The 19,901-nt window shown below is 73.2% G+C and carries 18 protein-coding genes; 11 read left to right on the top strand and 7 right to left on the bottom strand.

Annotated features, from left to right (window positions below; translation table 11 throughout):
• Nucleotides 1–289: 289 nt before the first annotated feature.
• A complete protein-coding gene (locus DQ384_RS25780) occupies nucleotides 290–655 on the bottom strand; it encodes a DUF3499 domain-containing protein (RefSeq protein WP_114031452.1) in 366 nt (121 codons plus the stop codon).
• Between the two features lie 351 nt (nucleotides 656–1,006).
• On the opposite strand from DQ384_RS25780, the gene DQ384_RS25775 reads away from it, so the two are divergent.
• Nucleotides 1,007–1,402 carry a metallopeptidase family protein gene (locus tag DQ384_RS25775; RefSeq protein WP_181871407.1) on the top strand — a complete coding sequence of 132 codons (396 nt, stop codon included), beginning with the start codon at nucleotides 1,007–1,009 and terminating at the stop codon, nucleotides 1,400–1,402.
• Between the two features lie 4 nt (nucleotides 1,403–1,406).
• Here the strand turns inward: DQ384_RS25775 and DQ384_RS43105 are convergent, their stop codons facing one another.
• The 4 genes from DQ384_RS43105 to DQ384_RS25750 all read right to left on the bottom strand — a co-directional run bounded on the left by DQ384_RS43105 (nucleotide 1,407) and on the right by DQ384_RS25750 (nucleotide 9,903).
• On the bottom strand, nucleotides 1,407–3,422 hold the full coding sequence (locus DQ384_RS43105; RefSeq protein ID WP_147268898.1) for a DUF5719 family protein: 2,016 nt from the start codon (nucleotides 3,420–3,422) through the stop codon (nucleotides 1,407–1,409).
• 221 nt (nucleotides 3,423–3,643) lie between these two features.
• Nucleotides 3,644–6,724 (bottom strand): glycosyltransferase, encoded by a 3,081-nt coding sequence (locus DQ384_RS25760; RefSeq protein WP_114031449.1) that lies wholly within the window; start codon nucleotides 6,722–6,724, stop codon nucleotides 3,644–3,646.
• 277 nt (nucleotides 6,725–7,001) lie between these two features.
• Entirely contained in the window at nucleotides 7,002–7,244 is a 243-nt protein-coding gene (locus DQ384_RS25755; protein WP_114031515.1) for a WhiB family transcriptional regulator, read from the bottom strand.
• A 280-nt stretch (nucleotides 7,245–7,524) separates the two neighbouring features.
• Nucleotides 7,525–9,903 carry a hypothetical protein gene (locus DQ384_RS25750; protein ID WP_147268897.1) on the bottom strand — a complete coding sequence of 793 codons (2,379 nt, stop codon included), beginning with the start codon at nucleotides 9,901–9,903 and terminating at the stop codon, nucleotides 7,525–7,527.
• A 215-nt stretch (nucleotides 9,904–10,118) separates the two neighbouring features.
• Here DQ384_RS25750 and cofD point away from each other — a divergent pair, with 215 nt between their 5' ends.
• Genes cofD through DQ384_RS25735 form a run of 3 tightly spaced genes read left to right on the top strand, consistent with a single transcriptional unit; the run spans nucleotide 10,119 to nucleotide 12,922 of the window.
• Nucleotides 10,119–11,045, top strand: a complete 927-nt coding sequence (cofD, locus tag DQ384_RS25745) for a 2-phospho-L-lactate transferase (protein ID WP_114031447.1) — start codon at nucleotides 10,119–10,121, stop codon at nucleotides 11,043–11,045.
• The gene (locus tag DQ384_RS25740; protein WP_114031446.1) at nucleotides 11,042–12,337 is read left to right on the top strand and encodes a coenzyme F420-0:L-glutamate ligase; all 1,296 of its coding nucleotides are present in this window, start codon (nucleotides 11,042–11,044) and stop codon (nucleotides 12,335–12,337) included. Before cofD ends, DQ384_RS25740 begins: the two co-directional genes overlap by 4 nt.
• A 24-nt stretch (nucleotides 12,338–12,361) precedes the next feature.
• Nucleotides 12,362–12,922: an O-methyltransferase gene (locus DQ384_RS25735; protein ID WP_114031445.1), complete on the top strand. Its 561-nt coding sequence runs from the start codon at nucleotides 12,362–12,364 to the stop codon at nucleotides 12,920–12,922.
• Here DQ384_RS25735 and DQ384_RS25730 read toward each other — a convergent pair.
• Entirely contained in the window at nucleotides 12,890–13,687 is a 798-nt protein-coding gene (locus DQ384_RS25730; protein WP_114031444.1) for a class I SAM-dependent methyltransferase, read from the bottom strand. The two genes, DQ384_RS25735 and DQ384_RS25730, sit on opposite strands and share 33 nt — an antisense overlap.
• 136 nt (nucleotides 13,688–13,823) lie before the next feature.
• On the opposite strand from DQ384_RS25730, the gene DQ384_RS25725 reads away from it, so the two are divergent.
• Together DQ384_RS25725 and DQ384_RS25720 are read left to right on the top strand one after the other, a co-directional pair.
• Nucleotides 13,824–15,092: a sensor histidine kinase gene (locus DQ384_RS25725; RefSeq protein WP_245966776.1), complete on the top strand. Its 1,269-nt coding sequence runs from the start codon at nucleotides 13,824–13,826 to the stop codon at nucleotides 15,090–15,092.
• Nucleotides 15,071–15,730: a response regulator transcription factor gene (locus DQ384_RS25720; protein ID WP_245966775.1), complete on the top strand. Its 660-nt coding sequence runs from the start codon at nucleotides 15,071–15,073 to the stop codon at nucleotides 15,728–15,730. The genes DQ384_RS25725 and DQ384_RS25720 overlap by 22 nt, the downstream gene beginning before the upstream one ends.
• A gap of 177 nt (nucleotides 15,731–15,907) precedes the next feature.
• On the opposite strand, the gene DQ384_RS25715 is transcribed toward DQ384_RS25720, so the two are convergent.
• Nucleotides 15,908–16,900 carry a helix-turn-helix transcriptional regulator gene (locus DQ384_RS25715; protein WP_114031442.1) on the bottom strand — a complete coding sequence of 331 codons (993 nt, stop codon included), beginning with the start codon at nucleotides 16,898–16,900 and terminating at the stop codon, nucleotides 15,908–15,910.
• 62 nt (nucleotides 16,901–16,962) lie between these two features.
• Here DQ384_RS25715 and DQ384_RS25710 point away from each other — a divergent pair, with 62 nt between their 5' ends.
• From DQ384_RS25710 to DQ384_RS25690, 5 genes are all read left to right on the top strand, one after another.
• The gene (locus DQ384_RS25710; protein ID WP_114031441.1) at nucleotides 16,963–17,550 is read left to right on the top strand and encodes a DinB family protein; all 588 of its coding nucleotides are present in this window, start codon (nucleotides 16,963–16,965) and stop codon (nucleotides 17,548–17,550) included.
• Nucleotides 17,547–18,008, top strand: a complete 462-nt coding sequence (locus DQ384_RS25705) for a VOC family protein (protein WP_114031440.1) — start codon at nucleotides 17,547–17,549, stop codon at nucleotides 18,006–18,008. The genes DQ384_RS25710 and DQ384_RS25705 overlap by 4 nt, the downstream gene beginning before the upstream one ends.
• A 331-nt stretch (nucleotides 18,009–18,339) precedes the next feature.
• Nucleotides 18,340–19,272 carry a helix-turn-helix domain-containing protein gene (locus DQ384_RS25700; protein WP_342769453.1) on the top strand — a complete coding sequence of 311 codons (933 nt, stop codon included), beginning with the start codon at nucleotides 18,340–18,342 and terminating at the stop codon, nucleotides 19,270–19,272.
• On the top strand, nucleotides 19,260–19,460 hold the full coding sequence (locus tag DQ384_RS25695; protein ID WP_114031438.1) for a DUF397 domain-containing protein: 201 nt from the start codon (nucleotides 19,260–19,262) through the stop codon (nucleotides 19,458–19,460). The genes DQ384_RS25700 and DQ384_RS25695 overlap by 13 nt, the downstream gene beginning before the upstream one ends.
• A gap of 131 nt (nucleotides 19,461–19,591) precedes the next feature.
• Nucleotides 19,592–19,792, top strand: coding sequence for a DUF397 domain-containing protein (locus tag DQ384_RS25690; RefSeq protein WP_114031437.1), 201 nt, complete (start codon nucleotides 19,592–19,594; stop codon nucleotides 19,790–19,792).
• Nucleotides 19,793–19,901 lie beyond the last annotated feature (109 nt).

Raw genomic sequence — 19,901 nt, 5'->3', positions numbered from 1 at the left:
CTCCGCCCCTAGTCGCGTCTTTCCGGATCGAGCCTACTGCGTTCCGTCAGGGTGTCTGACGAACCTGTGGACGAAGCCGCCCACCCTTCCCGGAGCACCCCGGGCGGCGAAGCGCCCTGCGGGGACAAAGACACGACCGAGTTCGGTGAACGTTTCGGAAAACCATGCAAAGCCCGGGACCGGGCGTGGTAGACGATCTCGCTCCTCTGGCCCCCGCCGGCCGTGAACCGGCGGTCACCCCACAAGACCCCGCATTTCCGACAGAACCCCACCGGTTCGCGTCGTACCGTCAGCGCTCGCGGTTCTGCTGGGCCGAACGCAGGACCCGGAGGTGACCGCGGCGGCCGACCTCGACCCCCTGCCCCACCGGCTCCCCCGACGAGGGGGCGGGCCGCGCGGCCTCGCGCACGGCGTTGGCCAGGGCCTCCAGGTCGTCGGTGCTCGGCTGCCCCGCCTCCGACGGCAGCCGGACGACCTCCCACCCGCGCGGGGCCGTCAGCCGCTCCGCGTGGTCCGCGCACAGGTCGTAGCAGTGTGGTTCGACGTACGTCGCCAGCGGGCCGAGCACCGCGGTCGAGTCGGCGTAGACGTACGTGAGTGTGAAGACGGCAGGCTGCCTGCAGGCGGTACGGGAACAGCTGCGGACGGGGCTCACGGAGGGACCGTATCCGGTCCGCGTTCACATTGCCACCACCCGGCACCTCTTAACGAGCGTGTCGCCACAATTCGGACACTTGCCCTCCATTTACGGCCCGTATGGCCAAGCACCGAACCTCCTTGACCGTGCATATGGCCGAACCTCCGGCCCGGCGGTTCGGGGTGCCCTGGAGTCGGCGTCTCGAACGCAACGGGTGCGGATACGGCGGTTCCGGGATCCACCGGAGGCACGGCTGTAGGTCGGGCACATAATCCGCCGGGCACAATCTAGGCTTGCTCTGTGAGTTCGGCCCCTGGCGGGAAGCCCCGCCCAAACGGCCCGCGGCGGCGTGACCGACACGGGCGCGGCATGCGTGGTCCGCTCGCCCCGGCGAACGTCCCGATCGCGCGGGCTCGCAGCGAGCGCTTCGACGATTTCGTGCTGGACGCGGTCGACCGGCTCAAGCCGAAGTGGGGCGGGCAACTTTCCGCGGTCGAGTTCGCCGTCGAGGAGGTGCCGCCCGCCGACGAGCTGCTGGACGGCCCCGGCAGGCTCTCCTCCGACCCGATCCCCTTCGGCCGCGCCCAACCGGCCGCGGGCGGCTCCCCGGCCGTCGTCGTGGTCTACCGGCGTCCCCTGGAGGCCAGGGCACGCGACCGCGACACGCTGGGCGCGCTCGTGCATGACGTCGTGGTGGAGCAGGTCGCCAGCCTTCTCGGCCTCTCCCCCGAGACCGTCGACCCGGGCTACGACGACCGCCACTAAGGGTTCAGGGGAGGATGACGGTCGTCGACTCTGTGATCGGGGGTACGGCGGCCGAGGTGCGGGCGAGGGCCAGGGGCTGGGTGGTGAGGTACAGGCCGTCGGGAGCCTGCTCGTCCAGGACGCGCCCGCCGTACAGCGGGCCCGAGCCGGGCAGCGGCAGCACGACCACGCTGTAGTCGCCCCGCCCGCCCGGGACCGCCAGCTTGATCTCCTTCGTGCGGGACGCCGGGATGTCGACCTCCACGGGCGCGGGCGCGGCCCCCTTGGCGGGCAGCGTCTGCACGCGCACCTTCCCGGCGGCGGCCGGGGCCGAGAGGATCAGCCGGGAGGAGACCTTCTTGCCCGCGCGGTTGTCGGCGACCACGCTGCCGATGTCGATGGGCGGCGCGCCCGCCGTGAACGCGACGTCCTGCTTGCTTCCCGTGCCGGTCGCCATCACGCCCGCCACGATGGGGACGTCCGCGCTCAGGACGATCGCCGCCGGCTGGCCGCCGATGCCGGTGGACAGGTCGAGCGACGCGGTGGACCCGGCGGGCACGTCCAGCGTCTCGCGGTTCTTCATGGCGTAGAACCCGTCGGCGGTGAGCGCCTTCACCCGCACGACGGTGTCGCGCTCGCCCGGCGCCGTGACGTACAGCTCGCGCAGCCCGCCGCCGCCGGGGATGCCCGGGACGACGACGCTCGTGGCGGGCGCGGCCGCGGCGGGCAGCCAGTCGACGCCCTTGCCCGCGCCCAGACCGGCCCGCGCGGACGCCGCCACCCGCCCGCTGATGGTGCGCACCTCGACGGCCATGACCAGCGGTGAGGGCGCGAGGTCGCGCATCCGGATCGCGCGGTGCTCTCCGGGCTTGAGCACCAGGCCGTTGCCGGAGTCGCCCACGACGGGACCCTCTCCGGCGTAGACGAGGATCGTGATGACGGCCTGCGCGGCGTCGGCGTTGGTCAGGTAGAGCACGACGTCGGCCGAGGCGGACCCCGGTCCGACGAACCACGCGCTCGCGCCGGGCTCGGCGCACCGCACCGAGGCCAGCCCGCGCGCCGCGCCGTCGGTCACCCGGCTGGTCTGCGCGGCCTCCAGCCCGGCGGCCATCGCGCCGGTGCCGGAGATCCGCAACGGAGCCGCCTTCGCGGGCACGTCGCGCTGCCAGAGCGTCCCCGGCCGGTCGAGCACGGCCTGCACCCGGCCCTTGCCGGAGTTGTCCGGGGCCTTGCCGGAGGCGTCCAGGCCCTCGGGGTCGACCGTGTCCTTCGACACCTCCACCACGGTGGCCCGTCCCCTGGCCGTGTCCCCGGCACCGCCTGTCCCGTCTGTGCCGCTGGTGTCCGCGCCTTCTGTACCGGCCGCGTCTCCAGAGCCTGCGGTACCGCCGGAACCGCCGGTGCCGCCGGAAGCGCCGGTGCCCCCCGTGCCTGCTGTGCCACCGGGCGGGGTTAGGGCGCTCACCCGGGCGCCCCCGGGGTCGGGGCAGACGGCGGTGACCGACTCGACGGCGACCCTGCCCGGGACGGCGGCGGGCGCGGCCACGGCGGCCGGACGGGTCACGAAGGCGACGCCGAACAGCGCGGCCAGCGCCACGAGGACGAGCGCCAGGAACCCGAACCGGTTCTCGACCAGCCCGCGCCCGACGCCGCCCGGCGCCTTCGCGCCTCCGTCCGCGCCTTCGGCCACACGCCCGGCCGCCCGGCCTCGCCGCGTCCCATCCGCGCGGTCTCCCCGCGCCGCCTCCGCACGATCTCGCCGCGTCTCCGCGCGGTCTCGCCGCGCCGTCTCAGCCTGGTCTCGCCGCGCCGCCTTCTCCCGGGCCTGCCGCGCGGCCTTGGCGTCGGCCCGCCGGGATCCCGCCCGCCTGCTTCCCGCACGGCCCGTCGCGGGCTCCCCGGCCACCGTGCGCCCCGCGGCCGTCTCGCCGTCCGCCGCCGGGCCCGAGGCGGGCTCGCCGTCCGCCGGCCGGCCCGAAGGTCCGGAGGCCGGTCCCGTCGCTCCGCTCGGCGCGTCCGGCCAGGGCGGCGTCGACCTCATGCCCGCGAAGGGCTCCGGTACGCCGGCCCACGGCGGCATCGTCCCACCCGGCCCGACACCACCCGGACCGGTGCCACCCGGACCGGTGCCACCCGGACCGGTGCCACCCGGACCGGTGCCACCCGGACCGGTGCCACCCGGACCGGTGCCATTCGGACCGGTGCCGTCCTGGCCGGCGCCGTCCCGTCCTTGGGACGGGTCCCTCGGTGGCTGCCACTGGGTCATGGGACCAGCACCCCCTCGGGCTCGCGCTCGACCGGCGCCTCGGCCCACTCCTCCGCGACCTCGGTGCCGCGCGAGCCGGGAGAGGCGAACACGAGCACGAGGGCGACGAGGCCGAGCTGGGCCCACAGCCACACGTCGTGCCAGAACGATTCGTGGTGGATGGTGACGCGGCCGCCTGCCGGGGCCATCTCGAAGCCCTGTGCCCACCCGTCGACCGTCCGCCCGGCGAGCGTGGCGCCGGCCGCCGTGGCCGTCCACCCGCCGACGGGCTCGGCCAGCACGAGCGTGCGCCCGGCGGGGCCCGCGGGGACGGTCGCCGTCAGCCCGCCGCCCCGCGCCTCGGCCACCGGGACGGGCGTGCGCCGCCCGTCCTGGCCGAGCAGGTAGGCGCGCCCGAGGGGCCGGGTCATGTTCCACAGCCCTCCGTCGGCCGACAGGTTGACCCGTGTCAGCGCCGGGTCGGAGTCCAGGGCACGCCGCACGGCCTCGTCCACCGGGGCCGGCACGGCGACGAAGCGGACGCCGTAGGAGGCGAGGGTGAGCGCGTCGTCGCCGCCCCGGCCGGAGACCACGCCCGCCACGATGTCGGCGAGCCGGGCGCGCGTCCTCTCGGACACCGGCAGGTCGGTCTCGCCGAGCAGGGGGGAGCGGCCGCGCAGCGCGGTGAAGGCGATGCGTCCGCCGGGCTCGGAGCGCAGGACGATGGTGGTCTCGGCGGCGTCGCCGGGGGCGGTGCTCGCGGCGGCGAAGTCGCCGACGACCGCGGGCACCCCGCGCTTGAGCGGCCCGGTAACGCCGTCCTTGACCCACAGCCCGGCGACGAGCAGCGGCGTCGCGGACGCCATGACGACCACGAGGGCGGCGGCGACGCGGCGCAGGCCGCCCGCCCGGCCGTACTCCATGACGTGGTGCCCGGTGAGGGCCGCCGCGGCGATCAGGCCCGTGGCCGCGAAGGCGAGTGGGACGCCCGGCCAGGGCGCGGCCCCCTCGACCGGGACGCGCGCCACCACGATCGCCACCAGGACGCCGAACAACGCGACGCCCCAGCCGACGATGACGACCATCTTGTGCCGCCGGAACAGCAGGGCGGCGAGCGCGGCGGCGATCAGCCCGCCGGTCGCCCACACGGGCGGCACGCCGGGGCCGCCCGGGCTGAGCAGCAGCAACGCGTCGGCGGGCAGGCGCGGGTCGGCCAGGCCGGGCCGGTGAAGCCCTGCCTCCAGCAGGATGCGCCCGGGATGGGTGGCGATCTGCGCCAGCCACGGGAACAGCAGGAAGATCGGGACGGCCATCGCGATGCCGAGCGAGAGCCCGACGCCCCGCCGCACGCCCCCGAACGACACGGCGGCGAGCCCGGCGAGCAACGCGACCAGCACGTACACCAGGGGCGCGAAGGCGGTGCCGACGGCGAGCAGCAGGCCGAGGGCCCAGGCGGCGCGGCGCGCCACGCGGCGTTCGGCGGTGAGGACCCGGGACGCGAGCGCGGCGTACGCGGGGAGCAGGACGAAGACCACGGCGGTGCCGAGACGTCCGCCCGCGACGGCGCCGGTGGCGACCGGCAGCAGCGCGTACGAGGCGGCGAGCCAGACCCTGGCGAGCGGGAACGAGATCATCGACCGGGTGGCGACGTAGGCGGAGACGCCGGCCAGGGGCACGCAGCCGAGCAGCAGCACCGAGACGGCCAGCCACGTCTTCCCGAAGAAGATCGCCGACAGGGCGGCCATGATCGCGACGTACGGCGGGGCCCAGCCGTCGGAGCCGAGGCCGGCGGCGTGGTAGCCCGAGGTGTAGAAGTGCCACAGGTCGGAGGCGCCGCCGACGACGGGGACGAGCGCGCCGCCGCCGAGCAGGCCGCCGGTCAGGAGCGAGCGCTCGGCGACCGCCGTGACCGCGATCAGCGCGAGGCAGAGCAGGACGCCCGGGTTGCCGAAGACGCGCTGCATCAACCCGGCGTCGGTCAGCAGCTCGTCGCCCTCGTCCTCCTTGGAGTCGGAGATGACGGCGTGGTGGCGGCCCGCCGAGTCGATGGGGCCGGACCCGGACAGGTAGCCCTGGACCATGTCGGCGAGCCGCCGCACGGCCATGCTCGACGGCGTGAACAGCCGTTTGACGTCGGGGTAGCCCTGTTTTCTGCCCTTCTTGCGCGCCTTCCTGGCCTTCATGAGCCGGCGCGGGTGGGCGAGCACGGAGACGAGCGCGACGATCTCGTCCAGGGCGTTGGCCGGCTGCTTGGCGAGCAGCAGCAGGAGCGTGCGGAACAGCGAGACGACGGTGTTGCGCAGCAGCGACCACACCAGCGAGCGGAACGGCAGGTTCGCCATGATCACGAACATGGCGTTGCGCCGGTCCAGCCTGCGCGGGTGGTCGGTGCTCGCCGTGATGCGGCGGCGGCGGCGCGCGGCGGCCTCCGCGTGCCAGGCGACAGCGTCGGTGACGTTCAGGACGTGGTGGCCGGCGGAGGTCGCGCGCCAGCACAGGTCGAGGTCGTCGCGGAAGAGCGGCAGGGCCGGGTCCAGGCCGCCGAGGCTCTCCCAGACGTCGCGGCGGATCAGCATGCCGGCCGTGGAGACCGACAGCACCTGCTTCACGCCGTCGTGCTGGCCCTGGTCGTACTCGCGGGGTTCCAGTCCGGTGTCGCGGCGGCCCGAGCGGTCGACGGTGACGCCCGCTTCGAGCAGGAGGCGGCGGTCGAGCCAGTCGCGCAGCTTCGGGCCCAGGATGACGGCCTTCTCGTCCTGGGCCGCGGCCCAGAGCAGGGCCTCCAGGGCGTGGCGGTCGGGCACGCAGTCGTCGTGCAGCAGCCAGATCCACTCGTCGGCGCCCGCCCGGGGCAGGCGTTCGAGGACCGCCGCGACGGCCTCGCCGAAACTCGTCGAGCGGGGCAGGGACATCACGCCGTTGGCGCCGAACGCCTCGGTGAGCAGCCGTCCGCTTCCGTCACGGCTGCCGTTGTCGACGCCGACGAGCCGGTCGAGGGGGCGCGACTGCCGCAGGACCCCCTGCAGGGTCTCCTTCAGCCAGCGGGCGCCATCGTGGGCGACGACGATCGCTGTGACGGAGGCGCGCTGCGGGTGCACGGAGGTGGTGTCCTTGGTGGCTCGTGTGGCTTGCGCCGATCACGATACGGCACCCCGGGCATGACCGGTCCGCCACTCCGCCGATCCGGTATGCGAGCCTTCCGCGGCGGCGCGGGTGGCACGGTCCAGGGATTATGGGGAGCGGCGGGGCCGCGGCGCGTGCCGGTGATCAGGTCCCCTCGCCGGCGTCCGGTCGTGGCCCCCCTGGCCGTGACCCTCCGCCGTGACCGTGATCGTCGTGCACACCGGCGCAGCGCTTCTGTCGTCGTAGTAACCCTCAGCCGGCCTCGCGCTTGATGCGGCGACGCTCGCGCTCGGACAATCCCCCCCAGATGCCGAACCTCTCATCGTGCTGCAGCGCGTACTCCAGGCACTCGGCCCGGACCTCGCAGGACCGGCAGACCTTCTTCGCTTCGCGGGTCGAACCGCCCTTCTCTGGAAAAAACGCCTCCGGATCCGTCTGCGCGCACAACGCGCGCTCTTGCCATCCCAGCTCTTCCGCGCCGAGCACCTGTGCCATGACCAGGTCGGTCACTGCACACCTCCTGCTGATCGCCCGCCCGCCCCGCAACGGAGCCCCCCTTTTTGAACACCTTCCTCAATACCCAGCAAGTGAAAGGTGTAACAACACAGTTGTAATTACACGCGTGTGCCGCGTGTGGCGTCAAGCAGCAGGACAGTATCCGGGGAAAGCCCGGCTCACCCCGATACGCGGGCCTCGGCGGATATGCGGACTCACGCGCATATGCCGCCCGGCGCGGGGATCCGACGCTCTGGAGTGATCCCCGATCTTCAATGGCTCAGCGGTCGGAACCGTACCAAGGCGCCCCCTGGTCCACACCCGACCCGGTCTGATCTCTACCGGGGCTTTCCTCTGGCCTTGCCGAACGGTCCGGAGCGTAGATCGCGGTGGGGGCGATCGCCTCGTCCGCGCGGCCCTGGTCCATGCCGGGCGGCAGCGGCGCGTTCAGCGGGTCCTTCTGGTACGCCGCCTTCGGGTCGAACCGGACGGTCCTCTCCGCGGGCGGGTCCTCCCAGGTCGAGCGGCCCGGCTGGTACGCCTGGTCCTGCGGCGCCGGGTACGGCTGCGACTCGGCGGCGGGACGGGAGTACGCGGTCGTGTCGGCGGGCATCTGCGGGTGGCCGAAGGGGCTGGCGCCGTAGGAGTTGTAGTCGGGCGTTCTGACCGGGTGCGTCCCGGTGCCGGGGTACTCGCCCGATTCCGGCGTCCCGCTCTGCGACTGCTGGTAGCTCTGGGCCTGCTGGTAGGCCTGGGCGAGCTGCTGCTGGCGCGGGTCCGTCCCCTCCGCGTACAGCGGGGACGGCTCGGGCAGCCCGTAATCGGAGGAGTAGCCGCCGTAGGAGGGAGCCGCGTCCAGCGGGCTGGTCTGCGGGCCGGTCGGGGCGTAGGGCGAGGGGGCGTCCAGCGGGCTGACCTGCGGAGCGGTCTGACCGTACCCCGGGTCGAGCGGGCTCGGCTGACCGTAACCCGCGCCCTGGTCCCGCTGACCGGTCTGACCGTACGACGATCCCTGGTCCTGCGGAGGCAGGCCGTAGGTCTTGTCCAGCGGGCTGGTCTGCGGACCGGTCTGACCGTACGACGGGTCGAGCGGGCTCACCTGTGGCCCCGTGCGGCCGAACGCGCCGGACTGCTGCGGGGCCTGGTCGGCGGGCGTCGGGGCGGTCAGCGGCTCGGACGGCAGGGCCTGGCGCGCGCCGGTCGTGAAGGCGTCGGCGTTGCCGAACTCCCCTCCGCCCTGTGCCGCGTACGGGGAGGGGGCCTGCGGGGCGTACGACCCGCTCGCGTGCGACGGCGCCGAGGGCTGCGGCGCGTACACCGACGCGGACGGCCGGCCGAACGCCCCGGTGCTCGGAGGCTGCTGCGCGTCCGCCTGCGGGGAGTAGGAGTTCTCCTGCCTGACCGTCGGGGTGTAGGTCTCCAGCGGCTGGGAGTGCTGGAGCCCGTACGGGTCGCCGCCCGGCTCGCCCGCGGCGGCGTACGACGGCTGCGGCTGCCCGCCGAACCGCGGCTCCGCCTGCGGGGCGAAGGGCTGCTCCGCCTGCGGCGCGAAGGACGGGTCGGACTGCTGGGCGAAGGACGGGTCGGACTGCTGGGCGAAGGACGGGTCGGACTGCTGGGCGAAGGAGGGGGCGGCCTGCTGGGCGAACTGCTGCTCGGGCCTCGGGGCGAACTGCTGGTCTCCCGGCACGGGGTAGCCGGACCCGGCGTACGGCTGCTCGGCCGGGTAGCGCTGCTCGCCTGCCGGGGCCGGGTACTGCTCGCCCTGGGCGGCGTACTGCGGCTGGTACGGCTCGGGCGAGCCATGCCGGGGCTGGGACTCGGCGGGCCGCCCGTCGGGGCCGTAGCCCTGCTGCGGGGCATGAGGACCTGGAGGCAGCGCCGGCAGCGCGGAGGCGGGAGCGGGAGCCGACATGGAGGCGGACGGCGCGGACGGCGCGGACGCGGGGGCGTTCCCGGGCGCGCCCGAGAAACCGTTGGCGTTCTGCGGCGGCGGGCCGTAGGACGGCTGCCCGCCGGGGCCGTACGCGCCCTTGTCCCCGTGGGGACCAAAAGCGCCGTCCCCCTGGGGGCCGTACGCGCCGTCCCCCTGAGGGCCGTGCGGCGGGACGAAGTGCTCTCCGCCGGGGCCCTGCGGCGGGACGAAACCGCCCGTGCCGGGCTGACCGGCGAAGCCGGGCTGAGGGCCGTACTCGCCGGGACGCGCGCCGAACGCCTCCTGGGCGGGACGCGCGGCCGAGGGCGCGGCGGGCGGGAGGACGGAGAACAGGTACACCGTGCCCACGGCGGCGAGCGCGAGGACGGGCAGGCCGCTCAGCAGGTTGTGCAGCAGGCCGGCCCCGCCGACCAGCACGCCGACGAGGGCGACCAGGCCGAGCAGCGTGGCGAGGGCGAGCGCGGCGGCGGCGATCAGGTTGACCAGGCGCGCGCGCCCGAGCGGCTCACCGAAGCGCGTGGCGAGGACCACCGCTCCGACGGCGAGCGCGACGTTCACCGGGGAGATCAGCGTGAAGAGTACGAGGGCCGACTGCGTGGCGAACGGGACGCCGTCGGCACCGATGATCAGGTCCCACGCGCCGGTCAGCACGCTGACGCAGACCACGGCGAGCATGATCCATGCCGCCGGCTCCCGTAGCCGCCCAGGCTCGACTTTGACCACAACTACCCCCCAATGGGTCCATACGGCACCTGGCAGTTTTGCACATGTGCCTACTTTCGGGGCGCCAGTCTCAAGAACCTCAATTGCCGCATAAGCTACCGATCTATCCCTTTAACGCCTTTGTCGCCACCTGTGACCTGGGCTTTCTCCGCCACCCGCCACGACGGGCCCGGGCCGGGATCAAGCCAGAAGACGGCAGTGGAACACTTGACAGCATGCGCATCGTGTCCCTGGCCGGTGGAATCGGCGGCGCCCGCTTTCTGCGCGGCCTGCGAGCCGCCGCCCCCGACGCCGAGATCACCGTCATCGGAAACACCGGCGACGACATCACGCTCTTCGGCCTCCGTGTGTGCCCCGATCTCGACACCGTCATGTACACCCTCGGCGGCGGCATCAACCCCGAGCAGGGCTGGGGCCGCGACGGCGAGAGCCACGTCGTCAAGGCCGAGCTCGCCGCGTACGGCGTCGAGCCGCAGTGGTTCGGCCTCGGCGACAAGGACTTCGCCACGCACATCGTCCGCACGCAGATGCTGGGCGCCGGTTACCCCCTCTCGGCGGTCACCGAGGCCCTGAGCGCGCGCTGGAACCCCGGCGTCCGGCTCATCCCCATGACCGACGACCGCGCCGAGACCCACGTCGTCATCGAGGACGACCGGGGCAGGCGCGCGATCCACTTCCAGGAGTGGTGGGTGCGGCTGCGGGCCTCGGTCCCGGCCAGGCAGATCATCCTGGTGGGCGCGGAGGACGCCAAGCCCGCGCCGGGCGTGATCGAGGCGATCCGGGACGCGGACGTCGTCGTGCTCCCGCCGTCCAACCCGGTGGTCAGCATCGGGACGATCCTCCAGATCCCCGGCATCCGCGACGCCCTCCACGAGAAGGTCGTCGTCGGGGTCTCCCCCATCATCGGCGGCGCCCCGGTGCGCGGCATGGCCGACGCCTGCCTCACCGCGATCGGCGTCGAGACCAGCGCCCAGGCGGTGCTGGAGCTGTACGGCTCGCGCCTGGTCGACGGGTGGCTGGTGGCCGAGCAGGACGCCGGCGTCGCGCTGGACGGGGTGCGCGTCCAGGCCAGGCCGCTGCTCATGACCGACCTCGACGCCACCACCGACCTCGCCCGCGCCGCGCTGGAGCTCGCCCGATGACCCACCAGAGCCCGACGACCCACCAGAGCATCGAGATCCGCCCGGTCCCCGGCCTTCCCGAGGTGCGTCCCGGCGACGACCTCGCCGCGCTCATCGCGCGGGCGGCCCCCGGCCTCGCCGAGGGCGACATCCTCGTCGTCACATCCAAGATCGTGAGCAAGGCGGAGGGCCGCGTACGGCAGGGCGCCGACCGCACCCAGGCCATCGCCGAGGAGACCGCGCGCGTCGTCGCCCGGCGCGGCGACACCGTCATCTCCCAGACCCGGCACGGCTTCGTCATGGCCGCCGCCGGGGTGGACGCCTCCAACACCGAGCCCGGCACCGTGCTGCTGCTGCCCACCGACCCCGACGCCTCGGCGCGCCGGATCCGCGCGGGCCTGCCGGTGAAGGCCGGGGTGATCCTCTCCGACACCTTCGGCCGGCCGTGGCGCAACGGGCTCACCGACGTGGCGATCGGCGTGGCCGGCGTCCGCCCGTTCGCCGACTTCCGCGGCATGTCCGACGGCTACGGCAACCCGCTGATGGCCACGCTCACCGCGCTGGTCGACGAGATCGCCGCCGCCGCCGAACTGGTGAAGGGCAAGCTCGACGGCGTGCCGGTGGCCGTCGTGCGCGGCCTGTCCCACCTGGTGACCGAGGAGGACGGGCCCGGCGTGCGCCCGCTGGTGCGGCCCGCCGACGAGGACATGTTCCGGTACGGCTCCGCCGATGTGGTGTTCGCCCGCCGGACGATCCGGGAGTTCTCCAGCGAGCCGGTGGACCCGGCGGCGGTCAGGCGGGCGGTGAACGCGGCGATCAGCGCGCCCGCCCCCCACCACACCACGCCCTGGCGCTTCGTGCTGCTGGAGTCGGCGTCCACGCGCGAGAAGCTGCTGGACGCCATGCTGGAGGCCTGGGTGCGCGACCTGCGGGCGACCGGCTTCACCGAGGAGTCGATCGCGCGCCGGGTGCGGCGCGGTGACGTGCTGCGCCGGGCTCCGTACCTCGTGGTGCCATGCCTGGTGATGGACGGCTCGCACACCTATCCGGACGACCGCCGCAACGCCGCCGAGCGCGAGATGTTCGTCGTCGCCATGGGGGCCGGCGTGCAGAACCTGCTGGTGCAGCTCGCGGTCGAGGGGCTGGGCTCGGCGTGGGTCTCCTCGACGATGTTCTGCCGCGACGTCGTCCGCGAGGTGCTCGACATCCCGGAGACGTGGGACCCGATGGGCTCGGTGGCGGTGGGCCACGCCGCGGCCCCGCCCCGCGACCGCCCGCCGCGCGAGGCCGCCGACTTCATCGTCACCCGCTGACCGCGCCACTAGGCTCTGTGGATCATGGACACTGATCACCCTCTGGTGGCCGAGGCCACGGCCCGTGCCCGCGCCGAGGCGTTCGCGTACTCGTGCGATCCCGTCACCGGCCGGCTGCTCGCGGTGCTCGCGGCCCGCGTCCCCCCGTCGGGTCACGTCCTGGAGATCGGGACGGGGCTCGGCGTCGGCACCGCCTGGATCGTCTCCGGCCTGCTGCCCCGCACCGACGTCACCGTGATCACCGTCGAGCGGGACGCCGCCCGGTCGGCGCGCGCCGCGGTGGGCGACTGGCCGGACTTCGTCGACTTCCGCGTCGGGGAAGTGCCGCCGCTGGGGCTCGGCCCGTTCGACCTGATCTTCGCCGACGCCGCGGCCGGCAAGCACGAGGGGCTGGAGGCCACGATCGCCGCCCTCGCTCCCCGGGGCACGCTGGTCGTGGACGACATGCGTCCCATGCCCGACTGGCCGGCCGACTTCGCCGAGCGCCAGCACGGGGTCAGGCGCGCGCTGTTCGCTCACCCCGAACTGGTCGCGGCCGAGCTGGCGGACGGGTCAGGAGTGATCCTCGCCACCCGGCGCGGCTGAGGCGGGCACGGGCCTGCGGCAGACGTAGGCCAGGCCCGGCGGCATGTTGCGCCAGACCGGCCCGGTGATCAGGACCTCCTCGAACGCCCGGCCGAGACGCCGCCGGAACTCGTGGGCGCCGCGCAGGAGCAACGCGGGCAGGTAGGTCACCGTCGTGAAGGCCCCGGCGGGGGTGAGGACCCGGCCGATCTCCTCCAGCATCCTCACCTGGCGCGGGACGGGGAACAGCGACCACGGCAGCGTACTGACGACCGCGTCCACCCGGCCCACGCCGGCCGAGGCCAGCAGTGCCCCGAGGTCGGCGGCGTCCCCGTGCAGGACCTCCAGCCAGGGCCGGGTCCTGCGCAGGTGGGCCACCATCTCGCGGTCCACGTCGATGGCGACCTGGCGACCGCCGGGGGCGATCCTGCCCCGGATCGCCTCGGTGATCGGCCCGGTGCCCGCGCCGAGCTCCACCACGACCGGCGTCCCAGAGGAGGGGACGATCGTGGTGAGCGCCCGCGCCAGCGCGGGCGAACTCGGCGCCACGGCCCCGACGACGCGCTGCCGGCGCAGCGCCACCCCGGCGAAGGCCCGCAGGTCCGCGGCACGGCCGCCCGGCACGCCTCCCGTCGGGCGGATGGCTTCTCCGACGTTCGCCCGCGTACCCGCCCGGCCCGAGCCCTTGACGTCGCCGCCGACGTTCGTTCGTATGCCGGCTCGGCCCGGGCCCTCGACGTCGCCGCCGACGTTCGTGTCCGGCCTGAGCCGTGCTGTCTCGTTCATGACGGGCAATCAGACCGCCGCGGAGGCCAGGCGCGCAGGGGGACGGCGCCTAGTCTTCGGGGTATGGCCAGACCTACCCCGAAGGTGGGCCGGGCCACCTGTCAAGGCGCGCTGAGCAGGCCGTACCGTCGTGTGAGTGCGACCTCGACATGCCTGGCGAACCCTCGCCCGGCGGGATCTGATCATCTCGGCCTGGCCGTGGCGCGCGATGGCCTACCTGCTGACCGGCGTGGGCGTCGGCGGCGTCGTGCTCGTGCTCTTCGTGACCTCGCTGGCCGCGGGCGCCGTCCTGACGCTGGTGCTGATCGGCATCCCGATCGTGCTCGCCATGGGGCTCGGCGGCCTCCCTGTCGCCGCGCTGGAGCGCCGGCGGCTGCGCCTCATCGACGACGAGCCGGTCCCCACCCCGCACCTGGACCCGAAGCGGCCGGGGTTGTGGGCCTGGGTGGAGTGGCGCTTCAAGGAACAGGCCACGTGGCGCGAGCTGGCGTACACGGGGCTGCTGGTCGTGGTGCTCTGGCCCGCCGAGCTGGCCGTGGTCCTCTACGGCCTGGTGATACCCCTCACGATGATCTTCACCCCGTACGGCCTCGCGCAGGCGGGAAGCCTGAACGTCCTCAAACTGTGGCTGGTGGACAGCTACCCCGAGGCGTTCGCGATGAGCGCGCTCGGCCTGCTCACGCTGGCCCTGGCCGCCTACCCGCTGACGGCGCTGGCGATGGGGCACGCCATGCTGGCCAGGCTGCTGCTGGCCCCGCGCGACGAGGAGCAGGGCGAGCGGCTGGCCGAGCTGACGCGCTCGCGCACCCGGCTGCTGGAGGCGTTCGAGTCCGAGCGCCGCCGCATCGAACGCGACCTGCACGACGGCGCGCAGCAGCGGCTGGTGTCGCTCACGATGACGCTCGGCCTGGCCCGGGTGACGCGCGGCGCGGAGGCGGCGGAGCTGGTGGGGCAGGCGCACGAGCAGGCCAAGCTCGCGCTGGCCGAGATCCGCGACCTGATCCGGGGCATCCACCCGCGCATCCTCACCGACCGGGGGCTGCCCGCCGCGGTGATGGACGTGGCCGACCGGTCCCCGGTGCTCGTGGAGGGCTCCGTCGACTGCCCGCGCCTCCCCGAGGCCATCGAGTCGGTCGCCTACTTCGTGGTATGCGAGGCGCTGGCCAACGTCGCCAAGCACAGCGAGGCCCGGCTGGCCACGATCGACGGGCGCGTCGAGGACGGGCTGCTGGTCGTGGAGATCCGCGACGACGGCGTGGGCGGCGCGGACGCGGCGGCGGGCACGGGCCTGGCCGGCCTGGCCGACCGCGTCTCGGTGGTGGACGGCAGACTCATGCTGTCCAGCCCGCCCGGCGGGCCGACCCTGCTACGTGTGGAGATCCCGTGCGCGACGACGCCGGCCTGACGGTAGTGATCGCCGAGGACGGCGTCCTGCTGCGCGAGGGGCTGTCCGGGCTGCTGGCCCGGTTCGGCCACCGCGTGGCGGCCTCCGTGGGCGACGCCGAGTCGCTGATGGCGGCGGTGGCCGAACACGCCCCCGACATCGTGGTGACCGACGTCCGCATGCCGCCCGGCTTCGCCGAGGAGGGCCTGCGCGCCGCCGTGGCGCTGCGGGCGGCGAACCCGCGCCTGGCCGTGCTCGTCCTCAGCCAGTACGTCGAGCAGACCTACGCCTCCGAGCTGCTCGACTCCGGGGACGGCACCGGCGTCGGCTACCTGCTGAAGGACCGCGTCGGCGACGTCGAGGAGTTCGTCGACGCCCTGCGCACGGTGGCGGGTGGCGGCACGGTGGTGGACCCGGAGGTGGTCCGGCAGTTGCTGCGCCGCCGCCGCGACCCGCTGTCCCGTCTCAGCCCGCGCGAGCGCGAGGTCCTCGCCCTCATGGCCGAGGGCCGCTCGAACGCGGCCATCGCCCGCGCCCTGGTCGTCTCGGAGGCCGCCGTCGGCAAGCACATCGGCAACATCCTCACCAAACTGGACCTGCCCCCCGCCCAGGACGACCACCGCCGCGTCCTCGCGGTCGTCACCTATCTACGCGGCTGACGCCGCCGGCCACAGCGGGCGGCAGGGCCCAGGACCGCGGATCAGACTGCGGAGCGCGGCGCCTCCCGGCTCGTCAGTGATCGGTCCCGGACGTGCTCCGGGAAGCCCGAGCCCACTCTGCGAACTCCTCGACGTGCCTGAGCGAGATCATCGGGGCGGCCTCCTGGTGGTCGCGGCTCATGACTCGTCCGGCACCGGTGAGGTCGCCGCACCGGCCGCCAGCAGTCTCTCCGCCAGTGCGCGACAGCGCCGCCCCAGTTCCGGAGGGTCGAGTACCTCGAAGTCGTGCCCCAGCAGGAGCATGCGCACGAGCACGAAGTCCAGGCTGCCGGCGCCGCTGAGCACCTCGCACAGCTGGCTCCCTCGCCGTCGCACGACGGCCGCCGACCCCGGAATCTGCGCGCGCACCGTGTCGGCCGACGCGTGCACGAGGAACCGCGCCTGGTGCGGGTAGACCCGGCTCGCCACCCCCTCCTGCACGAACGTCGCCGCGTCGGGCGCCGCGCGCGGGCGGAAGCGCCAGGTCCGTGCGGACACCTCGGTCATGCGGTCGACGCGGAAGCTGCGCCAGTCGTCGCGATCGAGGTCGTAGGCGAGCAGGTACCAGCGCCGGTCCGAGGCGACCAGGCGGTAGGGCTCGACCCGCCGCCGTCGCACCTCGCTCCCGGACGGGTAGGCGAAGCCGGCCTCGACCTCGTCGCGGCAGGCTCCGGCCAGCGTCATGAGCGCCTCGGGGTCGACCGGCGCGCGGCCTCCGCCGAAGGACTCCACCGAGCCGGACAGCGCGCGCACCCGGTGCCGCAGCCGGGTGGGCAGCACCTGGTCGAGCTTGGCCAGCGCCCGCAGGGCGGCGTCGCCGGCGCCGGCGACGCCGCCACCCGCGCCGACGAGCAGCGAGACCGCGGCGGCGATCGCCTCCTCGTCGTCCAGGAGCAGCGGCGGCAGGTCCTGCCCAGGGCCGAGCTGGTAGCCGCCGCCGGCGCCCTGGGTGGCACGCACCCGATAGCCGAGCGCGCGCAGCCGCCCGACATCACGCCGTACGGTGCGCGGCGTGACCCCGAGCCGGTCGGCGAGTTCGGGGCCGGTCCAGACCTGGCGCTGTTGCAGCAGCCCGAGCAGGGTGAGCACCCGCTCCGTCGTACCCCGCTCGTCACCGCTCGCCACGCCCATACCGTCCACCCTGCCATGGCCAGCGGACCGATCCTGTCCGCTTATGGGGTCAGAGTGGCTCCATGGAAGCACACGAACTCGATTGGAACCGGACGCTGCGCGAGCAGTGGGAGTTCCACTGGAACCATCAGCTCAGAGCCCGGCTCGACGGCCTCACCGACGACGAGTACTTCTGGTCGCCGGTGCCGGACGCCTGGAGCGTGCGGCCGCGCGGCACCTCGACGGCGCCCGTGCAGGCCGGTGCCGGGGACTTCACGATGGACTACGCCTTGCCTCAGCCGGTCCCCGCGGCCTTCACCACGATCGCCTGGCGACTCGGTCACGTCATCGTCGGCGTGCTCGGCGCGCGCAACGCGGCGCACTTCGGCGCGCCGGCGGCGACGTACCAGACCTGGGAGTACGCCGGCAGCGCGGCCACCGCGCTCGACCAGCTCCAGGCCCAGCTCGACCTCTGGCTGGCCGGGGTGCGCGGCCTCGGCGAGGCCGGGCTCCGGGTCCCGGTCGGCGCGAAGGAGCCCTACCCCGAGCTGTCCATGGCCGATCTGGTGCTGCACATCCACCGCGAGCTGATCCACCACCTGTCCGAGGTCTGCCTGCTGCGCGACCTCTACCTGCACACGAAACCCGCGACGAGCGGGGCGAGCCGATGAGCCGCCACATCCAGGTCACCTTCGACGCCCACGACCCGCGGGCGCTGTCGTCCTTCTGGCGCGACGTCCTGGGCTACGTCCACCCCGGCCCGCCCGGAGTCGACCTGCCCGAGGACGCCGACCCGCTGGCCGCGTGGGACGACTTCCTCGCGCGGGCCGGCGTACCGGAAGGGCAGCGCAACACGAGATCGGCCATCGAGGACCCGGACAAGCGCGGCCCACGGCTGTTCTTCCAGCAGGTGCCGGAGGACAAAGTCGCCAAGAACCGCCTCCACCTCGACGTCCGCGCGGCTCCCGGACTGCGGGGAGAGGAGCGGATGGCGGCGCTGGAGGCCGAGTGCGACCGGTTCGTCGCGCTGGGAGCGACGCGGGTACGTCGCCACGAGCCCGCTCCCCCGATGAGCGCCGGCTTCATCGTGATGACCGACCCCGAGGGCAACGAGTTCTGCCTGGACTGACCCGGCTCAGCTGTAGTCGCGAAAACCTCGGCCGGTCCTGCGGCCGAGGCAGCCGGCGCTGACGAGCCGCTCCGGCACCGGGCGGGCGCAGGTCGGCACGCCCGGCGAGGTAAGCGGCGACGCCAGCCGCGACGCCGTTCCCCGCATTGACGTCCGTGGAGATATGAAAGGCACCCGACTCGCGTCGAAGAGGCTGCGCTGCTTTAAAAGCGATATCGATGCTTTCGGTGGGATGTCCGGTTTTTCGGGGTTGCGGGAAGGTCTTGGATGCGATTTTCTGTGGCATGAGGGACACCGTTTCCTTGCCGGTTCTTGATTCGCCCTTCCAAGAGTGTTCGCGGGCTCTATTGTCCGTAACCGAATACCGACAACGACGTCGTCATGGCGCGGTTGTCTCCCGTTGCATTCAGTTGCATCCCGTTACGTGGAGGGTCAGGTGCCACGACCGCAGACGACCAACCCGGAGACCTCCCCGGCAGCCCGTTTCGGCTACGAGCTGCGCAGGCTCCGCATGGAAGTACGCATGACCCAGTCCCAACTGGGCCGCAGGCTCGGCTACACGGGAGCCGCCATGGGCGCCATAGAAAGGGGACTACGCCTCCCTCAGCAACGAGAACTCGTCGAACAGTGCGACGAGGCCCTCGGCGTCAACGGCGCCCTACTCCAGATCTGGGAACAGTGCCGCTCCGACGGCAACCAGCGCTGGTTCTACGAATGGCTGGAGGTCGAACAGCAGGCCCTGACCCTACGTACGTGGCAGCCGACCCTCGTTCCCGGACTGCTTCAGACGCCCGACTACGCGCGGACCATGCTCGCCGGACGGCCCGGCGCGTCATCAGACGACGTCGAGAGGGCCGTAGAGGCGCGGCTCGATCGACAGGCGATCCTCACACGCGAGCGTCCTCCCATGATCTGGGCGGTGCTCGACGAGATGGTCCTCCAAAGACCCATCGGTGGAGCGGCCGTCATGGAGGGGCAGCTGAACCATCTCTTGGCGATCGCCGAGCACCCCCGTATCACGCTACAGATAGTCCCACTGGACGCGGGGTGTACTGCAGCATTGCGAGCAGGGTTCATCATCGCGCAGATACGAGATGGTCGGGACATCGTCTACCTTGATACCGCTGGTAAGGGCCAGGTTACTGCCCACTCCAAGGAAGTACGGAACATCCAGCTACGGTATGAGGCGGTACGAACGAGCGCGCTTGCGCAGAACGCGTCACTGAGTCTGGTCAGGGAGTGGATGCAGAAATGGTCGACATGAACGGCGCCAGTTGGGTTAAGTCCTCGTACAGCGGCGAGGAGGGCGACTGTGTGGAACTGGCAACGCTGCATGACAATGGAATGGCGATCCGCGACAGCAAGCGTTCCGACGGCCCGGTGGTCCGTATCTCAACCTCCGCGTGGACCGCATTCCGCAGCAGCCTCAAGTCCGGTGAACTGAGCGCCTGACCTTGGAAACCACCTGACATAAGAAGAGAGCGGGACCCGCGCTGCAGTCCGGGTCCCGCTGACTAACCACAACACGGCGGTATCCCAGCGAGACATCAGACCCTCGATTCCGGACACGGAGACAATGCCAAATGAACGACCTGACCGATCCCGTCTGGATCAAGTCCTCGTACAGCGGCGACGAGGGTGACTGCGTCGAGCTTGCCGCACTGCCGGGTAAGAGCATGGCTGTCCGCGACAGCAAGCGCCCATACAGCCCCGTACTCTGCTTCCTCTCCACCGAGTGGGCCGCATTCCGCAACAGCCTCAAATCCGGCGAGCTGAGCGCCTGAGCTCGGAACCCACCTGCCGGTAGAAGCGGGACCCACGCCCTCGGTTCGGGTCCCGCCGACCCGCCTGGGCCCGGCATGAGGTCGACGTCGCCGGCATGCATCGGCACGC

Origin of the sequence: Sphaerisporangium album, assembly GCF_003323745.1 — a bacterium.
Taxonomy (GTDB): Bacteria; Actinomycetota; Actinomycetes; order Streptosporangiales; family Streptosporangiaceae; genus Sphaerisporangium; species Sphaerisporangium album.
Note: the sequence above shows the minus strand (reverse complement) of the source record. Positions and strands in the feature narration are given on the sequence as shown.